At 46.4% G+C, this 24,862-nt stretch carries 18 protein-coding genes and 2 riboswitches; of the genes, 5 read left to right on the top strand and 13 right to left on the bottom strand.

The features are described from left to right. Window positions 1-149: 149 nt before the first annotated feature. Both DW033_RS02405 and DW033_RS02410 read left to right on the top strand, forming a co-directional pair. Window positions 150-827 (top strand): response regulator transcription factor, encoded by a 678-nt coding sequence (locus DW033_RS02405; protein WP_008772182.1) that lies wholly within the window; start codon window positions 150-152, stop codon window positions 825-827. After that, window positions 824-1,999: a HAMP domain-containing sensor histidine kinase gene (locus DW033_RS02410; protein ID WP_122382399.1), complete on the top strand. Its 1,176-nt coding sequence runs from the start codon at window positions 824-826 to the stop codon at window positions 1,997-1,999. Before DW033_RS02405 ends, DW033_RS02410 begins: the two co-directional genes overlap by 4 nt. Here DW033_RS02410 and DW033_RS02415 read toward each other — a convergent pair. Continuing rightward, window positions 1,950-3,908 (bottom strand): biosynthetic peptidoglycan transglycosylase, encoded by a 1,959-nt coding sequence (locus DW033_RS02415; protein WP_122382444.1) that lies wholly within the window; start codon window positions 3,906-3,908, stop codon window positions 1,950-1,952. The two genes, DW033_RS02410 and DW033_RS02415, sit on opposite strands and share 50 nt — an antisense overlap. A gap of 112 nt (window positions 3,909-4,020) precedes the next feature. Between DW033_RS02415 and DW033_RS02420 the strand changes: the two genes are divergently transcribed. Both DW033_RS02420 and DW033_RS02425 read left to right on the top strand, forming a co-directional pair. After that, a complete protein-coding gene (locus DW033_RS02420; RefSeq protein WP_005862334.1) occupies window positions 4,021-5,019 on the top strand; it encodes a 2-hydroxyacid dehydrogenase in 999 nt (332 codons plus the stop codon). Window positions 5,020-5,120: 101 nt separating this feature from the next. Next, the gene (locus tag DW033_RS02425; RefSeq protein ID WP_048927287.1) at window positions 5,121-5,957 is read left to right on the top strand and encodes a patatin family protein; all 837 of its coding nucleotides are present in this window, start codon (window positions 5,121-5,123) and stop codon (window positions 5,955-5,957) included. Between the two features lie 40 nt (window positions 5,958-5,997). Here DW033_RS02425 and thiC read toward each other — a convergent pair whose 3' ends face one another. From thiC to DW033_RS02485, 12 genes are all read right to left on the bottom strand, one after another. Next, on the bottom strand, window positions 5,998-7,695 hold the full coding sequence (gene thiC / locus DW033_RS02430; protein ID WP_005862332.1) for a phosphomethylpyrimidine synthase ThiC: 1,698 nt from the start codon (window positions 7,693-7,695) through the stop codon (window positions 5,998-6,000). 11 nt (window positions 7,696-7,706) lie between these two features. After that, the gene (locus DW033_RS02435) at window positions 7,707-8,435 is read right to left on the bottom strand and encodes a thiamine phosphate synthase (protein WP_005862331.1); all 729 of its coding nucleotides are present in this window, start codon (window positions 8,433-8,435) and stop codon (window positions 7,707-7,709) included. Then, a complete protein-coding gene (locus DW033_RS02440; RefSeq protein ID WP_005862330.1) occupies window positions 8,426-9,022 on the bottom strand; it encodes a thiamine phosphate synthase in 597 nt (198 codons plus the stop codon). The genes DW033_RS02435 and DW033_RS02440 overlap by 10 nt, the downstream gene beginning before the upstream one ends. Continuing rightward, window positions 9,015-9,863 (bottom strand): bifunctional hydroxymethylpyrimidine kinase/phosphomethylpyrimidine kinase, encoded by an 849-nt coding sequence (gene thiD / locus DW033_RS02445; protein WP_005862329.1) that lies wholly within the window; start codon window positions 9,861-9,863, stop codon window positions 9,015-9,017. Before thiD ends, DW033_RS02440 begins: the two co-directional genes overlap by 8 nt. Continuing rightward, a riboswitch (TPP riboswitch) is annotated at window positions 9,858-9,955 on the bottom strand. (Overlaps the previous gene by 6 nt.) Window positions 9,956-10,058: 103 nt before the next feature. Beyond that, on the bottom strand, window positions 10,059-11,288 hold the full coding sequence (locus DW033_RS02450) for a BamA/TamA family outer membrane protein (protein WP_005862328.1): 1,230 nt from the start codon (window positions 11,286-11,288) through the stop codon (window positions 10,059-10,061). Window positions 11,289-11,440: 152 nt separating this feature from the next. Next, window positions 11,441-13,375, bottom strand: coding sequence for a cobalt-precorrin-5B (C(1))-methyltransferase CbiD (cbiD, locus tag DW033_RS02455; protein WP_121961126.1), 1,935 nt, complete (start codon window positions 13,373-13,375; stop codon window positions 11,441-11,443). Continuing rightward, entirely contained in the window at window positions 13,375-15,156 is a 1,782-nt protein-coding gene (cobM, locus tag DW033_RS02460) for a precorrin-4 C(11)-methyltransferase (protein ID WP_122382400.1), read from the bottom strand. The genes cbiD and cobM overlap by 1 nt, the downstream gene beginning before the upstream one ends. Beyond that, window positions 15,153-16,352, bottom strand: a complete 1,200-nt coding sequence (locus tag DW033_RS02465) for a bifunctional cobalt-precorrin-7 (C(5))-methyltransferase/cobalt-precorrin-6B (C(15))-methyltransferase (protein ID WP_005862325.1) — start codon at window positions 16,350-16,352, stop codon at window positions 15,153-15,155. The genes cobM and DW033_RS02465 overlap by 4 nt, the downstream gene beginning before the upstream one ends. Next, window positions 16,349-17,761 (bottom strand): precorrin-3B C(17)-methyltransferase, encoded by a 1,413-nt coding sequence (gene cobJ, locus DW033_RS02470; protein WP_005862324.1) that lies wholly within the window; start codon window positions 17,759-17,761, stop codon window positions 16,349-16,351. Before cobJ ends, DW033_RS02465 begins: the two co-directional genes overlap by 4 nt. A 56-nt stretch (window positions 17,762-17,817) precedes the next feature. Beyond that, window positions 17,818-19,281: a PepSY domain-containing protein gene (locus tag DW033_RS02475; RefSeq protein WP_122143818.1), complete on the bottom strand. Its 1,464-nt coding sequence runs from the start codon at window positions 19,279-19,281 to the stop codon at window positions 17,818-17,820. Between the two features lie 18 nt (window positions 19,282-19,299). Further along, the gene (locus DW033_RS02480) at window positions 19,300-21,681 is read right to left on the bottom strand and encodes a TonB-dependent siderophore receptor (RefSeq protein WP_122382401.1); all 2,382 of its coding nucleotides are present in this window, start codon (window positions 21,679-21,681) and stop codon (window positions 19,300-19,302) included. A 146-nt stretch (window positions 21,682-21,827) separates the two neighbouring features. Next, on the bottom strand, window positions 21,828-22,745 hold the full coding sequence (locus tag DW033_RS02485; protein ID WP_122382402.1) for a sirohydrochlorin cobaltochelatase: 918 nt from the start codon (window positions 22,743-22,745) through the stop codon (window positions 21,828-21,830). 127 nt (window positions 22,746-22,872) lie between these two features. After that, a riboswitch (cobalamin riboswitch) is annotated at window positions 22,873-23,070 on the bottom strand. Window positions 23,071-23,156: 86 nt separating this feature from the next. Here DW033_RS02485 and aspT point away from each other — a divergent pair. Beyond that, window positions 23,157-24,854, top strand: a complete 1,698-nt coding sequence (gene aspT / locus DW033_RS02490) for an aspartate-alanine antiporter (RefSeq protein WP_122382403.1) — start codon at window positions 23,157-23,159, stop codon at window positions 24,852-24,854. The last annotated feature ends 8 nt before the right edge of the window (window positions 24,855-24,862 follow it).

Raw genomic sequence — 24,862 nt, forward strand, 5'->3', positions numbered from 1 at the left:
TCTTTTCACGGCTGTGAAAAGATCATATCACAGAGGTGAAACGATCGTATCACAACCGTGAAAAGAACGATTCACCTCTGTGATACGATTAGCATCACCCTAAGTACGCATTACTAATGATGGACATTCTTATTAATACATACGATACAATGGCGAAGATATTATTAGTAGAAGACGAGATAAACATCGCCTCTTTTATAGAAAGAGGCTTGCGGGAGTTCGGGCATGAGGTATATGTCGCTTACGACGGTGCCGCCGGTTGGGAACTGACACAGAAGAACGATTTCCAATTGCTGATTCTGGATATTATAATGCCGAAGATGAATGGCCTGCAACTTTGCAAACAGTACCGGCAACGGTTCGGTTACCATGCCCCCGTGATCATGCTGACCGCCTTGGGAACCACCGAGGATATCGTTAGCGGGCTGGATGCCGGGGCGGATGATTATCTGGTAAAACCTTTCAGCTTCCAAGAGCTCGAGGCCCGCATAAAGGCGTTATTACGTCGATCGGGAAACGAATCCGTCCATATGGCTCTCCGGTGCGGGGATCTGGTCTTAGATCCTCCAAGCCATCGGGCTATACGGAATGGGCAGGTCATCGATTTGACCGTAAAGGAATATAGGCTCTTGGAATATTTCATACAGAACCAAGGAACGGCCTTGAGCCGGATGAACTTGCTAAAGAATGTCTGGGACAAGGATTTCGATACCAATACGAACGTGGTTGATGTCTACGTGAATTATTTGCGCACGAAGATAGACAAGGACTTCGAACCTAAGCTAATCCATACCGTGGTGGGCGTGGGCTATATGATGGAAGCATGAAGACAGGAAACAAGATCGCTCTCTTTTACTCGGCCATTACCATAGGCGTGATAGCCGTCGTGACGCTTGTCTTCTATTGGGTTTCCACGAGCTATATCTCTCGCCTGTACTATTCTTACCTGACGGAAAAAGCCTATGCCACGGCACAGAAGCATTGGGAGAAGGACGAGACCGACGACGAGAGCTATGCCCGTATCCAACAGCGTTACGAGGAAACCCTTCCCGTCGCTACCGAGATATTGCTGAACGCCGATAGCTTGGAGACCCGGCAAGTGCTGTCCCGTTATCTGGACGCCACGCAGGTGAGATCTCTATACCAAGAGGATATCGTTCACTTCAAGCACGATACGCAAATGGGAGCGGCTTTGTATTATCCCGACAACGAGGGGAATTTCATCGTGATTGTCCTTTCCGGGAATCAGTATGGGATGGATATCCAGCATCGGATCGGCTGGCTGTTGCTGGGATTGATATTGGTTAGCTCGGTATTGATCTATTTTGTCGGCAGACTATACGCGACCCGGATGGTAGACCGGATCGACGCTGCTTACCAAAGTGAGAAAGCGTTTATCAGCAACGCCTCGCATGAGTTGAACAATCCACTGACAGCCATTCAAGGCGAATGCGAGATCAGCCTGCTGAAAGAGCGCTCCCCGGAGGAATACCAAGCGGCATTAAGACGTATCGCCACGGAGACGAGCCGTATCATACAATTGATCAAACACCTGCTGTTCCTGTCGCACGGGGATAAGGAGATCCAGAAAAGCGCGATGGAGACGATCTTCCTAGCGGACTTCTTGATGCAGTTCTCCTCGGCCCGGATCTCGTTCTCCCCGGATAATTTCTCTTATATGATCCGTGCCAATCCCTATTTATTGAAGATAGCGATCAAGAATATCTTGAGCAACGCCTGTAAGTATTCGAACGATAAACCGGTAGAGATGCGGCTTCGAGGCAGTATCTTGACCATATCCGACCGAGGTATCGGCATTCCTCCCGAGGAATTGAAACGAATCTTCCAACCCTTTTACAGGGCGAGCAATACCCGGGAATACGCCGGGCATGGTGTCGGGCTAAGCCTCTCGCTACGCATATTGAGCACCTATGGAGCGAAGGTGAATATTATTTCTGATCTAGGGGTTGGGACGAGCGTGGAGATCGACTTTGGGTAGCCGTCAGATATTCTTTAGCCGGACCTGTTATTTCGACAGACTCCGGCGTTACCCCTACCGCCTCTTCCGAAGATATAAGTCCGCGATCTACCAAGCGATCCAGTATTACCCTGTAAAAATCCTCATAATACGGCTTCAACCGCAACCCGTCGAAGCAATAGCGGACCTGTTTGGGTTTGGGGATAATACTGGCCATAAAAATGCACTCGGCAAGGTTTAATTGGGAAGGTTCCTTCGCGAAATAATAACGTGAGGCCTCGGCGGCTCCATAAATCATGGGACCCCATTCGGCGATGTTCAGATAAACCTCAAACATCCGCTCTTTAGAGGTCAGATGATTGCTCTCGATCAGCCATACGATTAACATTTCCTCCAGTTTGCGGGCGATCGTCTTATTACGGCTCAAGAATACATTCTTCACCAATTGCATGCTGAGCGTACTGCCGCCACGGGCGAAACGTCGTTCCTTGATATCCTGTATCAACGATTCCCGGATAGCGCTTGGAATAAAACCGTTGTGATAAAAGAAGCCGGCATCCTCACTCTGCATGATCGCTAAAGGAAGATAACGGGATACGGCGTTGAACGGGCGGAAAGAGGGATTCGCCGGACCGATCTCGAAAGAGCGTACCGGCTCGCCTTGCTCATAGACAGTATATTCAAATGGCTCATTCATCTTCCGCAAATCCGTATTCCCATAGGCAAGGATCTGGAAGCCCTTCGCTTTCAAAGTAGATTCCAAGATCAAGCTGTCTACCTGTCCGAAATCCAGATCCAATCGAAAATGATAGGAGAGGGTACCTTCTGTTCTCAGGCCTTCCAGATTGTAGAATAAGCCTTTAGGCAGGGAGGAGAACAGTTGATCCGCAGGGAAATCCCTTTTATTCACAGAGGCCGTGATTTGCCAACTGGTATCTTTAACGATCTTCAGATAAGGATGGAAATCCAGATGATTAAACCGGATATCACTGACGCTATCTAATTCGATATAGTTCTTACCGATGTTTGTCCGGAAGTGTATAGAGCCTTTATCCAGTAAGACCGTGTCCGGAGATATACGCTCTTGGTGGATGGTAAGCCCGCTCACATAGGCGCTTCCGAGTAAGGATTGTATGTCTTCTTCTATTTTAGGTCCCTTAAGCTCGAAGGCCAAGGTGTCGAAACGTACCGATGCCCCCCAACGATATTCCAGAAAAGGAAGAGGAATCTTCGTATGCTCGTCGGCGTAGAGACGGGCTTTCACGAGTCGCTCCTTATCAGAGAGAGAGCCTTCGCAAATCCATTCGCTACGAACTCCGTTCTCCGTGCTGTTTATATGCGTAGAGAATTGATTGTTAGCAAGATTGAGTTCGGGTATCTCTAGTATTAGTTCATCTCCTTTATTACTATAAGAAACACATAAATCATGTACCAAGGCATTTCCGGGCAATAAATTGAAAAGTAGACTAAGGGAGCGTTCAGCCTTGCGTGCGTAATCCCGTTCCTTATCATCTACAGCTGTTTCCACTGGCTCACCTGGGTGATTCGATGGTTTATAAAGGAAATCAAAATTAGCTCTCTCTCCCTTCTTAATAAAATGAATATGCAAATTATCCGCTTGTACACTCTCTATGGAAGGGGTAAGTAGCAATAATCTGCCAAGCTCCAGTTTCGCTTGAAGCCTGTCCGCATGTATCAACGTATCAGCGTCAACCGGGATAACGGTCAATCCCTCCATACGTACGGTACTCAGCCCCATCAACCAGATCTTATCATAGCGTATGTCAAGATGATGCCTTTCGGCAAGTTTACTCAATTTATGTCCCGCATACGCCCCTAAGATCAAGTCGATGCCCCAAAATGCCATAAACAAGAGAAAGCCAATAAAAATAAGAACTGCTATAAAAGATCTTTTATGGGATTGATTCATGCTCATCTATATTGTTACCCAGCGGACAAAAGTACTATAATTAAACGAATGGATTTCTTTTTCGATAAACAATCAAGGGCTTAATTTAGTTATATTAAAAAACTAAAGTTATATGGCGTATAAGATTGCGTTTTTTGGTGCTAAACCCTACGACATCGCTTCTTTCGATAAGATCAATGAGCGGTATGAGTTCGATATTCGTTACTATAAAGGACATTTGAATATCAATAATGTCGTCTTAACCCAAGGGGTAGACGCAGTATGTATTTTCGTGAACGACACGGCTGATGCCGCCGTAATAGACGCTTTGGTTGCCAATGGTGTGAAACTGTTGGCGCTTCGTTGCGCCGGTTTTAATAATGTGGATTTGAATGCCGCCAGGGGGAAATTACCGGTCGTACGCGTACCGGCCTACTCACCCTATGCGGTCGCTGAATATACGTTGGCCTTGATGTTATCGTTAAACCGTAAGATACACCGGGCATACTGGCGTACGAGAGATGGCAACTTCTCCTTGAATGGCTTGATGGGATTTGATATGCATGGCAAGACCGCCGGTATTATCGGTACCGGAAAGATCGCCAAGATATTGATTCATATCTTAAAAGGATTGGGGATGCGTGTATTGGCAAACGACCTGTATCCGGATGAGAAATTCGCCAAGGAGGAAGGGATCACCTATGTCTCTTTAGACGAGTTATACAAAGAGTCCGATATCATTTCCTTGCATTGCCCGTTGACCGACCAGACCCGTTATCTGATCAACGACGATTCGATCGCCAAGATGAAAGACGGCGTAATGATTATCAATACGGGACGCGGGTTACTGATCCATACCAACGCCTTGATCGAGGGATTGAAGACCAAGAAAGTATCTGCCGCTGGATTGGATGTCTACGAGGAGGAGGGAGACTATTTCTACGAGGATAAATCGGATAAGATTATCGATGATGATGTCTTGGCCCGTCTGCTCTCGTTCAACAATGTGATCGTTACTTCCCATCAGGCGTTTTTCACGAAAGAGGCTCTGCATAATATCGCCGAGACTACCTTGCGGAACATCAAGGATTTCGAGGAAGGCCGTCCCTTAGTGAACGAAGTGACCAAGTAAATTCTAAAAAGGAACTATTATTTATCGCTGATTTATTATATTTTTGTGGCCATTGCTTGGTGGGAACCCAGCAATGGCTTTTTTAATTCAGAGGTATATATATGGAAATAGATAGTCAGACAGGTTTGGTGTTGGAAGGTGGCGGAATGCGTGCCATATTTACGGTGGGAGTATTGGATTATTTTATGGATCATGATATTTGGTTTCCTTATACGATCGGAGTATCGGCGGGCGCGAGTAACGGAATCTCGTATGCTTCCCGCCAGCGGGGACGCTCTCGTTTTAGCAATATCGACCTATTGAAGAAATATAATTACATAGGTCTTCGTCATTTCTTACGGGGGAGGGGATATATCGATCTGAATTTCTTGTTTTATGTCTATCCGGATTTGTATTATCCGTTGGATTACGATACCTATTTCAAGTCCAAGGATCGGTTCGTTATGGTCACGAGCAATTGCTTGACGGGTAAAGCGGAATATTTCGAGGAGAAGAAAGATAAGAAACGTTTGGTGGATATCTGTAAAGCATCTTGCACATTACCGATCCTCTGTCCAATTACGTATGTAGACGGGATACCGATGGTCGACGGAGGCGTATGCGATGCCATCCCTATCCGACGGGCTATCGCCGACGGCTTCTCCAAGAACGTCATCATCCTTACCCGTAACAAAGGCTATCGGAAAGAAGAGAAAGATTTTTACCTTCCCGGCTTTATTTATAACAAATACCCGGCGATCCGGGAACAGTTGCGACTACGATACCGGCAGTACAACGAGGTCTTGGATTACATAGACCAACTGGAGGCCGAAGGAAAAGCCTTCATCATCCGTCCGCAAAACCCAATTAAAGTCGGCCGTACCGGAAGCGACACAAAGAAACTGGAAGAACTATATGAGGAAGGCTACGAATGCGGAAGACAAATCACTCAATTGTAGAGACGGGGCATGCCCCGTCTCATCCCCTCAAAACAGTATTTTATTTACAACCTTGCAAATCCTTACTTAACCGCATAGCGCAGAAATTAGGACCGCACATCGTACAGTACTCTCCATCCGTAACAGCACTCTCCTTATAATACTGTAAAGCCCTTTCCGGGTCCAAGGACAAATTGAACTGGTCTTTCCAGCGGAAATCAAAACGGGCCTTGCTCAACGCGTTATCACGTACTTGAGCGCCGGGATGCCCTTTCGCCAAGTCAGCGGCATGCGCCGCTATCTTATAAGCGACCACCCCATTACGCACGTCTTCCTTATTCGGCAATCCCAAATGTTCCTTCGGCGTAACATAGCAGATCATAGCCGTCCCATGCCAAGCGATTTGCGCACCACCAATAGCCGACGTGATATGATCGTATCCAGGAGCGATATCGGTCGTCAACGGGCCCAACGTATAGAACGGCGCTCCATGGCAGGCATACTGTTGTTCCTTCATATTCTCATGAATCTTATTCATGGGAACATGGCCCGGGCCTTCGATAATCACTTGTACGAACTGCTCCCAAGCTATTTTCGTCAGTTCTCCCATCGTGTGAAGCTCGGCGAATTGTGCCGCATCGTTCGCGTCATAGATAGAACCCGGACGAAGCCCGTCTCCGATAGAGACCGCCACGTCATATGCCTTTAGTATCTCGCAGATTTCGGCGAAATGTGTGTACAGGAAGTTTTCCTCGTCATGAAGCTGCATCCATTTAGCCATGATCGATCCGCCTCTGGAGACAATCCCCGTCAGGCGAGTCGCCGTCAGCTCCACATGTTTACGCAACAAACCCGCATGGATCGTGAAATAATCCACGCCCTGTTCCGCCTGCTCGATCAACGTATCCCGATAGATCTCCCAAGAAAGGTCCTCTACCTTACCATTCACCTTCTCCAAGGCTTGATAAATAGGAACCGTACCCATCGGAACCGGGCAGTTACGGATAATCCACTCGCGCGTCTCATGGATATTATCGCCGGTAGAGAGATCCATCAACGTGTCTCCGCCCCATTTACAACTCCATATCGCCTTCTCGATCTCCTCGTCGATACCGGAGGAAAGAGCGGAGTTACCGATATTGGTATTGATCTTTACCAAGAACTTCTTACCGATAATCATCGGCTCGGCTTCCGGGTGATTGATATTCGCCGGGATGATCGCGCGACCGGCGGCGATTTCCTTGCGGACGAACTCCGGCGTGATATACGACTTCAGTCCCAAAGCCTCGATTTGCTGGTTCTCACGAATCGCCACGTACTCCATTTCCGGAGTGATAATACGCTTCTTCGCATAATACATCTGGGTGATATTCTTACCCTCTTTAGCCCGGAAAGGCAAGTATCGCTTGGGAAAACGCAGGGAATTCAGACTCGCGTCCGCCAATCGCTCACGGCCATAAGCGGAAGTCAATTCCGGCAATTGAACCACATCTTTACGCTTACCGTACCACTCCTCACGTATACGAGGAAGTCCTTTAGCGATATCAATCGATATCTTGGGATCGGAATACGGGCCGCTCGTATCGTAAACGATTACCGGATTGTTCTTCTTGAAGATTCGCTCTCCATGCTCATCCAAAGTTACCGTGTCCAACAATTTAATCTTACGCATACCAACCTTGATCTTATTGATCTCGCCCGGGACATAAATCTTTTCCGAGGACGGATAGGAAATACGCATATTCTTTTTAGTAGCCATATGTATTTAGTTTAGTACTTATTGATTTCCTCTATAAACCGGCGGGTTTCCTCCACGGGATCGGGGGCATTGATAATCGCGCCCGAAACAGCGATTCCGGTTATACCCGTCTCCATCAAAGGGCCTACGTCTTCCAGCGTAATACCACCTATCGCGAAGATAGGAATATCAATGCCAGCCTCCTTGCATTGAGCGATAATTTTACGATAACCTTCCAGACCTAAGATGGGACTCAAATTCTTCTTGGTACCCGTAAAGCGATACGGCCCTAGTCCGATATACGAGGCGCCTCGTTCTACGGCCAGCCGGATATCCTCGAACGTGTTAGCCGTAGCCCCGATATAGAAGATGGCATTGGAATCCAACTTGTCTTTCAGTACTTCCCAAGCGATATCCAAGGGCATATCATTCTTACCCAGATGACAAGCCGTAGCGCCACATGTCACGGCAGCCTCCAGATCATCGTTTACGCAGAAATCCACGATTCGCTCACATTCTTCCGCGCAGATAGTGGCACATGTACGTACGGTATCCTCATAAATCCCATCCTTCATGCGCAACTGTATCCATGAGCACCCTCCTTGGATTGCCATGCGTACCTCGTCGCATTCCGTATATTTAGGCGTACGATGCGTTATAAACATCAAGCGATTGTTTCCACCAAAAGGGGGGCGTAATCCGGTTGTTCTCCGACCGACTCTTCCATTCTCATCATATCCGAAATAATAATTTAAGGCCATACTTGTAATCGTTTGAATTGTTTTATGAGTTGATCCGCGACTAGAAGGGAGGGATCGTTTCCCCAAAGGGCTCCGAGAACGGCGACACCGCCGAAGGGGATATCTTTTAATTTCGTTATTGTCTGCGGGCAGATTCCTCCCAAGGCAATCACCTTATCATCGATGATGCCCTTCGCGTTTCGCAATCCATCTAAGGGGAATCCGCTACCATATCCTTCTTTGGATATACTCTGAAAGATCGGGCTAAGGAATACATAGTCGCATACCGGTTTATACTCGATAATCTCTTCCAGACTATGGCAAGAACGACTTATACTGCCTTTATATAAAGGTGGAGCTTCCGGGTTCCTCTTGTTCAAATGGACTCCTCCTAAAGCCCTTTCTTCTGCCAAGGTAAACCAATCATGAAGAACGATCCTGTCGTAATAGGCCGGAGAGATGTTATCCAATAAGCCCTCCAATTCATCACGTTTACAATCCGGTTTACGTAGATGTAAACGAGACATTCCTTCCGCAAATAGAAGTTCGATCAAAGAAGCTTCATCCGCGAAAAAATAAGGTGTAGTAATTACGACCAGCTTATTCATGATTCCATCGGATTTTATGAAGGGCAGAGGGTGAGAAGAAGTGGTTTACAGGTCCGTGCCCTTTTCCCATGCATACATTTGCCCCGTGAACGAGCGCGTTATTCATATATTCCTTGGCTAATCGTACGGCTTCCACCAATGAATGGCCGAGTGCCATATAAGCGGCGATGGCGGACGATAGCGTACAGCCCGTTCCATGGGTATTGAAGGTCTCCACTGTTGGCGAGACCAGACAAATCGGATTATTCTCATTGATAAATAACCGATCCACCGTTTCTACTCCGGGAATATGCCCCCCCTTGATCAATAGAGCGTTACATCCTTTTTCCTGCAATTTCCGGGCGGCAAGTAAGATATCCGCCTCGTTATTGATTTTTATACCGGAAAGATATTCCGTCTCGGGAATATTCGGAGTAAGCAGTGTCGCTTTAGGGAACAACTCATCCATGATGGTTCGGATGGCGTCATCCTCCAATAATTTACTTCCGCTCGTGGATATCATCACTGGATCTAAAATGATAGAAGTCTGTTGGAAGGAAGGTAAAGTTTCAGATACGACCTTTACGGCATCCTTGTTATGTAGCATCCCTATTTTTACGGCATCTACGATGAAATCCTCAAGAATAGCTTCGATTTGTCCTCTCAAAATCTCGGGAGAGATCGCTTGGATCCCTCGCACTCCCTGTGTGTTTTGAGCGGTTATAGCCGTTATCGCCGAGGCTCCAAAAACCCCCAGCGAGGAAAAAGTCTTAATATCCGCTTGTATTCCGGCACCACCGCCACTATCAGAGCCCGCGATCGTTAAAGCTACCGGATAACGGTACGTTTCATTTTTATCCATCTAACATTCGTTTTTCTTACGGCGGCATTACCCGCATCAAGTAGTAAGGGTATGATCTCAGCCCATATAGTATGGCACCCCTTCGACGACGCAAACTTAGTGAAAAAAATCGATATTAAGATATTTCCGGCTTTTAAACGATAATTTTAACGCAAGGTTATACTTCCATAAATCGTAGACGGGAGCCTTCTGGTTTTAGAAGGCTTCCGTCATATTCATATAAACCGCCATCCCTTTTTGGTTCGGGTCTTTGCCTACGTCTAGGCGGAAGTTCTTGCCGGGTTGCATTTGGATACGTAAGCCTACGCCGTAGTTGAACTTCCATTTATTCCAGTCTACGATAGGAGCGTTTCCGATCGTACCCGTGCCGACCCAGCCAACAAAACCACACTTCGCCCAGAAATTACCGCTCTTATATTTCTCCACGCTGCCGAACATATGACGATACTCCAGAATCCCATACGCCATGGTCTTGTCACGGTACTTGCCCCAATAGTATCCGCGAAGATCGAAAGGAGAGCCAAACGAAGGAAGCTCCGTAAAAGGAACGTTTCCCACACCGATTTGTGTCTTGGCGATCCATGCCAAGGTGCTACGAGGACGAAATACTTGCTGGAATTGGCGGTATTCTAACTCGAACATCTCATAATTATATGCACCGCCTAAATACTTTCCATACACTTTAGCGATCGCGCTTAGTAACATACCGGAACTTGGGGTCGCCACGTCATTTCGTGTATCGTATTGAATCAAGCCGCCGACACCGATATTGACATAATCTCGTTTGAACTTATTGAAATAAGGATCTTCGGCCATCACCGGGTTGATATCATCTGATTTGCTGAAATTAATATCAAAAAGAGGACCCGTATATAAATGAGGCCTAACTTCCCATACGAAACGGGGATATAGTTGGAAAGAACTCTTATGGAATTTCGTTGTCGAGTCGCTCTTCTCGATTTGCTCGATCGTCTCATAGCCTTTCCCGAAATAATGCGAAGGTTCGTTCCGATAACCGTAACTGATATAAATACGGAAGCGATTCTCGTTGAAGAATAAGGTACCGGCACCGGCAAAAACGAACGTCCCGTTTAAGGTAATGTTAAATCCCGCAGGGATAAACGATCGTTGGGATATCGTATCATTCTTGTTTAAGCGAAAGCTAGCCAAAACCGCGCCACCTACGCCAAAGGAGGCTTCCGGCGTGTAAGACGGTCCGCCAAGGATAGACCACCAGATCCTTTTGTTGGCCCGTATGGAGTCTTTATGTAATTGTTTATGATAACGTTGTATTTGCTTTTCGGTCATAGGCTTACCATCCAGCATCAGCACTTCTTTCGGAATCGTGTCATTGGAAATGCCTTGCGCCTTTACGGAAAAGGCGAATAGAAGGCAGGCCATATAAATTAAAAGATATCTAAACATTATTTTAATCAATATTTAGAGGGCAAAAGTACGAAATCCTCCTAATATGTATTCTTAAAGAATCCCTAATAAAAAAGAATAAACAGCTAAAAAGAAATGCTATTACAGTCTGGGGGGTGTAGAGACGTAGCGTGCGCGCTGCGTCTCTACAGCTAAGATTGGTACAAGACCTTGCCCTCTTCGGATATTAACAGCAAGGTTAGTTCGCCGTCGGGAAGGATAGGAGCGCAATACGATTTACATTTTTGTAAAAGTAATGGGAAGAAACGATTTTGTTCTTTTTCCGCAAGAAGCTCCCATAATTCACGGGCCAACGTAATCCGATTGATTGCATCTACGGTCGCCTCCTCGCATTTTGCTTCTTTCGCTACATCTTGAAGGAAGCCTTTGTTCATGACGACTTTTTTGCTGTGTGTATCCAGGAAACCTTCCGCAAGTTTCACCGCCTTGCCGATCATGATACCTAAGATAACCTGCTTGAAACCTAAATCGGCAGCGATCTTTAGCGTCTCTCCGATAAAGTTCCCATAATGGACGAATGATTGTGGAGGCAAAGAAGCGTATAAGCTCCGAAGGTAGCGTTCACTCTTCGCCCCGGAATTAATAACCAACGTCTCGCAACCTATCGCTTTGGCGACACTGGCTTCTTTCCGTATCGAGGCGATAAAAGCGTCCGATGAGAAAGGACGCACGATTCCGGATGTCCCGATAATGGAGATTCCCCCGATAATTCCAAGTTTCGGATTGAAGGTACGTTTCGCCAACTCCTCGCCACCGGGAACCGAGACCGTGACAATAGCGACGGAATCGGGTGAGGGCAGGAGTGGAATCAGCTCTTGCCGGATCATCTTACGGGGCGTGGCGTTTATAGCCGGGCCGCCGACTTTCAAGCCGAGTCCCGGAAGGGTCACGGTTCCGACTCCTTCACCTGCTTGGAAGATGACTCTTCCCGTATCGTCGCTTTCTGTTTCTTGACAATATTCTTCTTGTGCCATTACCGTGGCACGCTTGTGCCATCGGCTTGGCACAGCTGTGCCATCACCGTGGCACGACTCTGCCACGGCGATGGCACAACCGGATGCATCGAGAGATAATTGAACAGTAACCCGGATCCGGCTATGATTCGTCACGTCCGGATCATCCCCAGACTCCTTGATCACGGTACAGGTGGCGGAACACCCGGCCCATTCGGTATAGGCTACCGGCAACGTTATCTGTTCTCCCGAGGGTAATGTTATCTGGCTTTCTGTTTGTTCCTTCCTTGATAATAAGGCCAATAAAGCGGCTTTTGCGGCGGCGGTAGCACAAGCTCCGGTCGTATATCCGCTTTTCAAGGGAAAGAATTCGGGTAATAGGCGTTCGATTTGTTTGCGCAATCCGTCTTCACCATACACTCGGTAGAAAGTTTCCGGTAATGCGGGACGCTTCACGACAAATACTGGTATTCCGAATTGGCGGGCAGCGTTCACTTTATCCGTAAAATAGCCGGAGAAACCACTTTCCTTTGTCAAGATCGCATCCGGATGGAGTTGCTCCAACAACTTTAACTCATCCTCACCTTCTCGATAGAAAACCAGACGTTCTTGGGGGAAGCCCTGCTTCTCGGCCAACGACAAAGATTCCTCCCGCTCCAATATACGGAACCAAGTGGTATGCGATCGCCAATAAGGGCGGAGCGGGGCAAGGGTGTTCACGCCACTGAGGGCAAGTAGCCGTTGGATACCTTTGTTTTCCATTTGGTGAATTGCGTCTGCATAACTATCGCACCAAATCAAGTCCTCATCACGAGGTGGATACCGACGTTCGTAACGGATCACCGGAATCTGTAAACATTTCGATACTTTTTCGATCGTTTGGTGTAACACTTGAGCGAAAGGGTGTGCCGCATCAATCAATAGCTTAATCGCGTGGTCACGACAAAAACACTCCATTTCCTCCGCATTCATGGCTCCGGTCAAACGGATTCCATGCGCGCATTCAATGGATTGCAAAGTTCCTTTCGTAGAATAGTAATAGGTAGCGGCTGCCTCGTCCGCTACCCGCACAGCCACACGGCCTTCTGTCGTTCCTCCAAGGATCAGTATCATTACTTACGGAAAAGATGTTTGAATTCATCCGCATATAAGCGGGATAGACCCTTGCGATTATCGATGGCATCCCCGACGACAAGTAATGTTGTCAGTGTAAGATGATTCTCTTTTACGATTTTCGCGAGATCTTTCAGTTGCCCACGGTAGATCCGCTCGTCTTTCCATGTCAATTTATAGCAAGCGGCTACCGGAGTGGTTGGAGCGTAATGTCGCGATAATTCCTCTTGGACCTTCTCTACGACACCGGCGCTTAAGAAGATACACATCGTACTTTGGCTTTGAGCCAGTTTGTGCAGTTGCTCTTTCTCAGGCATGGGCGTACGTCCTTCGCCACGAGTGAGGATGATCGTTTGTACTTTCTCCGGAATCGTGAACTGGGAATAAAGAGCGGCGGCGGCGGCTTGGAAAGAGGAAATACCCGGAGTGATATGATAATCCATCCCGTATTGATCAAAGTAATTCATTTGCTCTTGAATAGCTCCATAGATGCAAGGATCGCCCGTGTGCAAACGAACGACAAACAATCCTTTATCATAAAACTCTTTCATCAACGCGAACTGTTCTTCCAGATTCATATCCGCCGAGCTTCGCACCGTAGCGCCTGCCTTCGCGCATAAGGTAAGTTCTTTCGGGACGAGGCTTCCTGCATACAGGATCAAATCCGCTTTCTCCAACATTTGCCGTCCGCGGATAGAGATCAAGTCCGGATCGCCGGGACCGGCTCCTACGATCTCGATATGTCCCTTGCGGCAGGCCGTCCGATCTAACGCTACGGCAAAGGTATATTCATTTCCTTTCCCTAAATCCGCTTTTTGCTTCTCGACCAAAAGCGGACCGCCATGAGCCGCATAAATGGCGGAAGCTTCCGATACACTTGGGGATTCGGTTACCTCCAGTACTTTCTCCGAGGGATTGGGTACCGGGATATCTTTCAGCTCCTCCGATGTATAGGTGTGGAAAGGGCATTCCATAACTCCATAAGCCAGTAATGTCAGCACCGGTTCGCATTTCTTTAAATCGATTGTATTTACATCCGCCAAAGCTTCCGGATATAGGCGTTTATCACGCAATACATCTTTAATATGTTCGTAAACGACCGTAGGATCGCCTTGCATATCCTTGCGGCAACCCATTCCTAGGTGGAGGACTTTCGGTATATAGGTGATCGTAGGGATGGAAGTATCGTATTGTTGGGGACTGACGATCATCAATAACTCATAGTCTTGCTGCGGTATCGCCTCGAAGGAATAAAAGATAGAGACATGAGACGGGACCGTACGCTCCAAATAATCCGTTCCTTTATCTCGTATATCAAGGAGTAGCGCTGTCGGTTTTCCATTGACAAAAGTGGAGATGGCGGCATTGCTATCTTTGACGATCAAGGTCCAATCGTATTTCTTCCCTAATGTATCGAGCGCCCATAGGTTTGCGTTGTCGCTTTGTGTCGTAATAATCGCTTCGGCTCCTAATAGGTTCGCTAACTCTTTGGAAAGATCGTTCGCTCCACCGATATGTCCGGATAAGACAGGAATCACGTATTTGCCGGTACTATCTATACAAACCACGGCCGGATCGGTATGTTTATCTTCCGCGAAGGGAGCGATACTGCGTACGCAAATTCCCATCGCTCCTATAAATACCAAACTACTGGATTCGTGAAAAACCTCTTTTGAGAAAGAGCCGAATGGTAAGATCTTCGCCTCGGGATAAGAAGCAAGAATTCGCTCAGCAAGCACCCGGCTACTATCGGATATTGGAATAATTGATATTGTACTCATAATTTATAAATAACATTCACGGTAATCGTATTAAAATCATCAATCGTGATACGGGTTTGGGCGGATATCCGAAGACCGGTTTGGCGGACCGCTTCCTCTAAAAGCGCTTTGCTTTCGTCGGATACGGAGTTGAAGACGATGACACCGCTCTCTTTCATCTTTTTGGAAACTACCATAAGGATCTCCACTAATTTCCCGCCATGTCCGCCGATAAAGATTGCATCCGGAGCCTCCAACGCTGATAAATCCACCGATAAGAAATCTCCGATTATAGCCTCGATACCCGGAGTCCCAAAACGACGGCAATTCTCAGTCATTAACTTTCGTCCCTCTTCCCGGATCTCAAAACTCGTGATATGCAAATGCGGGAACAGCAATTTAGCCTCTATCGAGACAGAACCCGTGCAAAAGCCGATATCCCAAAAACGTTCCCGGTTTCTCAGATCCAGCATGCTTAAAGATAACAAACGGATCGGCATTTTGGTTATCATCTTCTCCCGCCCGCTCAAATGCTCGAACGCGAAATCCGGCAGGCCGAACTTACGGGAATGCCCGTCACGCTCTTTCCGGAGAATCAAGCAATTCGGATGAACGAAATTATTCATTGCCGCGGCTTGTATACTGAATTGGCGGATGCTCTGCCGTTCGGTATTTCCTAACCGTTCTCCCACGAACATGGTATAATTATCATAGCCGTATTCCAGCATCCGGCGAGCGATAGTCGTAGGCGTATGTTCCCGATCCGTGAGCACGCCTATCTTAGACGCACTTTCGATCAAGGCACGATCGAACTCGTGCCAAGGCCGTCCGGTAAGGGAGACGATCCGCATATCGTGGTAAGGCATCAATAGATTTTGTGCCAAGAGTTGCAAGGAATTAAATGACGGGTACAGGCGGATTTGCGCATCCGGCAATCGGTTTTGAATCGTAACGGCGAATCCGAAAAACAAAGGATCTCCGGAAGCGAATACAACGATGCTTTCCCGACCGTCGTACGAACGATAGCGATCGAAGACCTCGTCCAACGGGACTTTTATATCGATCCAGTCCGCTTTCTCGGGCAAGAGCGAACGTACGATCTCATGATGCCGCACGCCTCCGGAGAACACCCGGTGGGACGAGATTATCTCCAATATCTCCGGCGGAAAGTATTGCCGCATATTATCATCCAGCCCTATGACATAAAATCGGTTCATACGTCTCTTCCCGGCTTTAATTGTTCTGCGTCATTAAAACAAAGGATGGCATTCACTAGCGTAGCCGCTAAATTACTACCTCCTTTACGACCTTCCACGATTAGTTTCGGTATACCGATAAAAGGTTTCACCATATGTTTGGATTCCTGCACATGTACGAAACCTACCGGAGCCGCGATAATGCCAGCTGGAGTGGCTTTACCTTTACGTATTAAATCGCATAATTCCATAAGGGCGGTCGGGGCGTTCCCGAAGACAAACAGAGCGGTCGGATGCTCTTCCACGGCCCGACGAATACCGGCTTGAGTACGGGTAATTCCTTTGCTCGAAGCCATCTCAGCGACCCGCTCGTCTTGAAGGTAGCATTTCACTTCGACACCCAGACGTTGCAGAGCTCCCTTACGAATGCCGGAAGCAGCCATCGTGACATCGGTGATGATCGTAGGAACTTCCCCGCCGCTGATCTTATTATATAATGTAGAGACAGCATCCGGGTCGGCATAAAGGATATTTTCCATATCGAAATCGGCCGTCGTATGAATGGCATGGAGTAACGCCCATTTCTTATCCAACGGGATCTCTTGGTTTTTCAATTCCTTCTCGATCGTACGGAAACTACGGATCATGATGTCCTGTCCGATACCCGTATCCATTTTCTTTTGTTTGATCTCGCCATAATATCCCCGGGGAGTGATCATATGATTCCCGGAAAGATATGTTTGTGAGTTTCCGATCAAGACTACCGTAAACATATCGATCTGCTCGGGGTCCAGATCTGCGAGCGTAGTGACGAATACTTCTTGCTCCTCCCGTCCGGCCTGACGTACATAACCGACCGGAGTCTCCGGCTTGCGTTCTTGCAGGAACAATTCTTTTAAACGATAGAGTTGCCAATAACGTCCCTCGCTTTTTGGATTATAGATCGCCGTAACAAAATCGGCCATGGCCGCCGCGTGAATCCGTTTCTCGATCAGTTCCCAAGGAGTCATCAAGTCTGAGAGGGAAATCACACAGAAATCATGTCCGATAGGAGCGCCAAGCAAGGACGCAGCTTTCTGGAAAGCGCTGATGCCCGGATACGACTCGATCTCGATCTCGCTTCCGGATTCTTTCTTCATCTCATAAATCAGAGGAGTCATGCCATAAATACCGGCGTCACCGGAACTGATCACGCAAACCGTCTTTCCCTCGTTGGCATAAGCGAAAGCTTGCTCGGCACGAGCTTGCTCACGTTTCATACCTGTATCTATACATTCCGTTCCCTCACGAAGCAAGTGGGTGATAAAACGGAAATAATATTTATATCCTATGATGACATCCGAGCTTTGGATAGCGGCCAAAACCGCAGGCGTTATATCGGCCTCGCTACCGGGGCCGATTCCGGCGACTATAATCTTGCCTTTATTCATTCAAATCTATTTTATAATACAATGTTCTCAATAAATATAATACAAATATACAGGCTTTACTTCTTTCTTCTCGCTTTTCGCCTGATATATTTTATCGCAAGCCATACACCGGATAAGGAAACGAACGTGCCTCCCAACATGGTTCCCCACATCACGATATTCCATAAGACCGGATGATCTACCAAGAATTTCAGATTCAAGCTATGCAATGCCGGATACATCCAATGGTTCCAACGAGACGGCGTATTTACATAACGGTATTGTCCATTACGGGGATTAATGTAATAACAACTATTATCCACGTCTTGAATAGATACTTTCCAGACCGGGAGTTCTAAATTCCTTTTTCGTGAGATATAATACGTATCATAAGCATCCAACAGTTTGATATCAGCCGTGGTCCCGATACCATGTATCTGAGACAATACGGAACGGATTTCTTCCGGTCGCAGGTTCAATAAAGATATCCCGTCACTCTTATTTGCGTTCACGACAATATCCTTCGTGTCTGTTTGTACGATGTAAAAGGGTATATCACCAAAACTACTCCATTCCAATTGACGGATCTGGCCGGGATAGGCTTGTATGACCGCCCTGTAATCCAACGGATAATCGAGTGGGGAAGGAGCCATCTTCCGCAGTTCTTGAACCGGGTTTATATCAAGCTTGGCTTTCAACCCCCAATCCTGTACACGAGCCAAAGACATCATACCACTAAAGCAGAAGGTGAGGACAAATAAACCGAATAACACCCCAAGAATATGATGCCATTTATACCAGAACTTCTTATAAGGGGAAATCAAATGACGTCTCCTCGCTAACCGGAAATCCCGTATTCCTAAATAGATCCCGGCGATACACATAACGCACCCGATTCCGGATAACCAGACAACTACCTTTATCCATAATTCAGCGTCTTGCCGCAAGGAAGTGAAATAGACCCAATGAGGGATCGCCCCGAGCCAAGCCCAGAAACGACTGTTTTTATCCGTATATTGCAAAACCTCCCCGGATTTAGAGGATATGTATAATTCATGTCGTTCCGGATCGGCGAAATGGAATTTATAGATCGGAAATTCCTCTTTTAAACGACCGAATGGAATCCATTGGTCCAAGGTGTACAAGGAATCTACCTTCGCTATGGAAGAGGTATTCCATAGTGATGCCACACGTTGGATATGATTCCAGTCGATTACGGGTAATCTTTCCGTCGAGTCGGCAGGAATATCATAGCTCCCTTTCTCCGTCCGGATATGAAAAACAGTTTGTCCCAAATAGCTGTTTAAGGTAACATGGCTTATCCGCTCGTTCTGCGGTAAACGTTTCTCTATCTGGTCTAACGAAGGAAGATTCTCCAGAGAGAGAATATCCATCTTCGCCCGTTTATCGGCCCGGTCCGCTCGCGGGAACGTATGGTAGATCATTACCAATCCCGATAGGAACCAAACGAGAAACAGGATACTGAACGCCGTGCCCAGTATCCTGTGTATAAATAGCGTGATCTTTGTCAATAGATTCATGAGCGTATGTTCTATATATTATAATGTATAGGAGATAGCCACTTGGAAATTACGAGGCATGCTTGGCACCATCTGTTGTCCGAGCGCTTGGTTATAATAATTGTTGTCAAACAAGTTATTCAAGTTGAATGTAAGGTGAATATTGTTGTTCAACAAATAAGACATACCGAAATCGGTTACCCAATACGGATCGAACCAAGAGTTGTTAGATGTATTACGGTATACTTTACCGGTATAACTGCTACTCAAGTGAAATTCCAGATTCTTCAAGACACCCCGAGGGATGGTATAACTGCCGTATGCGTAGAAAGTCTGGTTCGGTACGTTGCTCTGCCAGTTTCCTTCTTGGCTATTCAATTGTTGCTTTGTCTCATCCGGGTTATTGCCATAGATAGCCTCGATCAATTCCGGATCCTTTATTTCTTTCATCTCCCGGATCTTGGAGTCGTTCAATCCATAACCGATCGTCAGCGCTAAGGTGCTTACCGGAGAAAGAGTGACATCAAAATCAAAACCCTTGGAATCTTGTACACCCACCTGTCCGATTACGCTCATCGTGGTAGTCTCGCCGTTTACCTCCTCTTGATAGTTGTTGGTCAACGTAGCCGTACTGTTCATCTTCCGGATATAGAACAAGCTGGCATTGGCGCTTAATATATTGTTCAATTGATATTTAAGCCCCACCTCGGCTTGGTATCCTTTCTCCGGCTTAAATACTTCCTCATTGCGAGCAGGCTCGAAACGATTTCCATCACCTCCTACATAAACGACATTATCTTGATAGAACGTACGGATCGGTTTGAAGAAAGAAGCGAAAGAAGCATAAATGGATGTATTCGGATGGGGCAGATAGACCGCTCCGAAACGATAAGTCAACGCCTTATTCTTTATCATATTGAAGCTTGAATGTTCCTCATACTCACGTCGTCCGGTAGGAGTTGTAGCGCTGGCGGACATATAACGGAAAAAGTCGTAACGTAGAGCGGCTAATACCTTCCATTGCTCGTTGAACTCAACCATATCTTGAAGATAAAGGCTGTTGGAATAATGATGCGTAACCGTTGCTTTCGAGAATTTACTGGTCATATATCCCATGCTATGCGGATCATAAACGGATACATGCGAATAAAGGCCGGGACCCTGAACATCATCTCCTAAATTATAGCCCGAATAGCTGGTACGATTCAAGGCGACGAAAGAGTAACCTCCCATATACGTATGCTTTATCTCACCCGTCCTGAATTTACCGCTTAGCTCGAGCGTATTGGCTACCGTCTTGGCTATATGGGAGAAGCGAAGCGGGAAAGAAAGATATACACTGTCCAAACAGATATATTTTTTCTGGCCGTTTTTCATATAATAATGATCATAGATCGGATCATCACTTTCGAGATAGTCGAGGGCTTCCGTCCCAAAATAGTTGATATCGTCGTTATTGTAAGAAAGGCGATCTGTTAGTTTCGCGCCGTTCCAAAAAGTATGTGTGTATTGCGTCGATACGTTCCATGCGTGATTCTTCATAAAGTCGGACTCGTTATTGTAGCGAGCCTCACGGTCAAGTCCCGGTAGCATCTCATTTTTATGGAGATATAACTGTCCTGTTTGCACATTATATACATCATTTGCCATTAAATCGGGAAGACCGATCTCCGTCCCATAGAAGTCGCGGTTAAAACCTCCGCGAACATCTAATATGTCACGTTCCGTCATTTTAGCTTGCAATGCCAGATAACCGGAAAAGCGACGGTTGCCATTATCACGCCAGCCCTCTTGATCGGAAAAGTTGACATTGGCGTAATAATTGACCGGACCGACCAATTTACCGCCCATGCCAAGTGTCGCCTCTTTATTCTCGTAACTACCGTAGGCCAATCGAGCATTAACGCTCTGTTTCTCTGACGGGGATTTACGAACGATATTCAAGGTTCCACCTACGGCTGAATGTCCGTAAAGTACAGAAGCCGGTCCCTTTAATAATTCAATAGACTCGATACAGGATAGATCGGGTACGGGATAAGAGTTGTTTATTGCCGAACGTTCATCGCGGATACCGTCTATCATCATGATAGAATGATCGAAACCACGGATCGACAATTGTTGAAATGCGCCATAAGATGTCTGGAATCGTACGCCCGGCATAAAGCGTACCGCATCTTGGATATTACGGATACCTCGCAACTCCAAACTACTCGCCGTAATGCTATTAATTGAAATAGGAAGATATTTCATAGGTACGTCCAACTTCGTGATTTGTGGACGTGGCTTGCGTGCGGCGGTCGCTACGACTTCTTGAATATTGAATGTCGTATCGGCGAAATTCGTGTACTCATTCTTGTGTTGTGCCTGCATCGTACTGATACATAAGGCTGTCAACGGTAAGATTGTCAAAACTCTTTTCATATATTTAGCATTATAACTGTTTATTGTATGCATGTGAAATCCCTTTCGAAAGAAATTCCATTTTCCTTCGAATGAAAATTTAGTTTCTTTCGGAAGGAATTACTTTTTCTTCCGAAAGGAATAAAACATAGATTTGGAGAACTTTTTTAGTCCTTCTCTACCGCATAAGCTTTCTTCTTATCAACGATATCGATCATCTTATGTTTAGCCATGAAACGGGCATGTTCGATGAAGATCTTCTGGATATCCGGATTCTGTCCCAGACCTTCCATAAATACGCTTACCTCGTAGCCTTTCTTTTCCAATTCCTCTTTCCAATCACCGGCGATATCGTTTTTCGCATGGTCTCCGGCGACAAACATAAATGGCATCAACAAGACTTTTTTCGTTCCATTGGCCTTTACTTGGGCTACCATCGTATCAAAAGAAGGATAGCCCTCGATGGTTCCTACGGAATAATCCTTGAATCCCTTCTCCTTCAACATATAATCCAACATGGCATATTGGGCCGTCGCCGGTGTATAAGTGCCATGGCCTACCAATAAAGTAGCGCCTTCTTTCGCCCCATTTTTTGTGATAGCGACGATTACCGCCTCATAATCCTCCGGTGTATACAATAAAGGATTACCGATACGAATCTCCTTGAAAGAAGATTTCATGGTGGCAACATCCTTACGTAAGGATTCCATCTCGATACCTTCGATTATATTCGTGGATTGGATCAAGACATGTGTATAACCATCAGTCTTTAACTTTTCCAAGGCCTCGATCGGGTTCAGTTTCTCTACGCCACGAGCTTTTAAGCGGCGCATTACAATGCGAGAAGTCCATGCCTCACGCAACTCAACATCCTTGAAAGCTTCTTTCGCTTTTTGATTGATCGCATCGATTGTCAAGGCACGGGTATCATCATGGGTCGTTCCAAAATGTACCATCAATAAAGCGGCCTTATCGCCCGGTTGTAAAGAGGCGAATAAATCGGATGCTACAAAATTCTCGCCATCGTGCGCACGACAAACTAGGCTGATGACCAGCAGGAAGAAAGATAGTAAGTGTTTCCTCATCATATGAATATATTAATAATTAGATTACATATCAATCCCACGGAGACAACGTATTATTACGTCTCCAACATCTTTTAGATATAGGTGATATTTCTATCCTCTTAATTACTCCTGACCCCGGGAGGAATTAATCATTACTTCGCTTGGCAGGTTTCCTGACTGGCTCGGAAAGCAACCTTCCCATCTTTCTTAAGACAGTGGCATAGCAGAACGCTTTCCTTTTCAAGAGCTTCACAGTAGCGGGCACTGTTCCGGATTCTAACCGGATTCCCTTTTATAGAGTTGTCGGTAGACAAACTCTATCACCTAAGCGGTCGCAAATTTATATAAATAATCCCGAAATGTAACAACATCTTTCAAATAATCCCTGTTCCAATAGCATCTTTTTTGTTTAACATCAAATAAATAGATATGGAATGGATAACTAATTTACTTCAACATTATCCGGAGCTAGCTATTTTCATAACCTTAGCTCTCGGTTTCTGGATTGGCAAGTTTAAGATAAAGAAGTTCACGCTGGGAACGGTTACCAGCGTATTATTGGTCGGTGTATTGATCGGGCAATTAAAAATCGATATAAGCGGACCGTTAAAGTCCGTCTTTTTCTTGATGTTCCTCTTCGCTGTAGGATATAGCGTTGGGCCACAGTTCTTCCGGGGATTGAAAAAGGAAGGTCTTCCTCAAATGCTTTTCGCCGCCGTCATGTGTATATTTTGTTTGATCGCTCCTTTTTTGTTAGCGAAACTTATGGGATATAACGCAGGCGAGGCCGCAGGATTATTGGCGGGCTCCCAGACGATGTCGGCGGTATTAGGAGTTGCCGAAGATACGATCGGACAGATGAATATTAGCGATACGGATAAAAGCGCTATGGTCAACGTGATGCCCGTGGCCTATGCGGTAACTTATATTTTCGGTACGGCAGGGTCCGCATGGTTGGTGAGTGATATCGGGCCACGTCTTTTAGGAGGACTCGACTACGTGAAAAAAGCGTGTAAAGAACTAGAGGCTAAAATGGGAAATAACGACGAGAGCGAGCAACCGGGCTTTATGCCTGCCGCCCGTCCGGTAACTTTCCGGGCCTATAAGATTAGTAATGAATGGTTCAAGGAGGGTAAAAGCGTAAAGCAGTTGGAGGAATATCTGGACCAATTGGGACGGCATTTGTTCGTGGAGCGTGTCCGTATTAATAATGTAGTGACCGATGTTAAACCGGATTTGGTTTTACATACCGGAAATGAGGTTGTTCTAAGTGGCCGCCGGGAATTCGTGATCGGAGAGGAGAATTGGATTGGCGACGAGGTCAACGACATTGAATTGCTCGATTTTCCGGCGGAGACGTTACCCGTACTAGTGATCCATAAGGAATACGTGGGGAAAAAGATTTCCTATCTACGCAATCAATCGTTCATGCATGGTGTTAGCATCAAGTCCATAAGGCGTGCGGGTATCAATATCCCGGTCTTGGCCGCTACGGTAATAGATTCCGGTGATATGCTGGAATTGGTAGGCATGAAATCAGAGGTAAATAAAGCGGCTACGGCTTTGGGATATCCCGATCGCCCAACCAATCAGACCGATTTGATTTTCGTGGGTATCGGTATTTTCTTAGGGGGAATTTTAGGTTCGCTCGCAATTCATTTCGGGGGTGTCCCGATCAGCCTAAGTACGAGTGGAGGTGCTTTGATAGCCGGACTCATCTTTGGATGGCTTCGTTCTAAGCATCCGACGTTCGGGCGTATTCCGGAACCCTCCATCTGGATATTAAATAATTTGGGATTGAATATGTTTATCGCCGTAGTCGGTATCACGGCGGGTCCCAGTTTCGTGACCGGATTGAAGGAAGTCGGTATAAGTTTATTTATTATCGGCGCTTTAGCGACATCTATCCCGCTTATCATCGGTATTCTGATGGGACGTTACGTTTTTAAGTTCCATCCGGCTATCACTTTAGGTTGTACGGCAGGCTCACGTACGACAACCGCAGCGTTGGGAGCGGTGGAAGATGCCGTAGGAAGTGAGACTCCAGCCTTGGGCTATACCGTTACCTATGCGGTAGGTAATACTTTATTAATTATCTGGGGTGTCGTTATCGTACTAATCATGTAATATATATA

It is taken from the genome of Parabacteroides sp. AF39-10AC, from assembly GCF_003635405.1.
GTDB classification, from domain to species: domain Bacteria; phylum Bacteroidota; class Bacteroidia; order Bacteroidales; family Tannerellaceae; genus Parabacteroides; species Parabacteroides distasonis.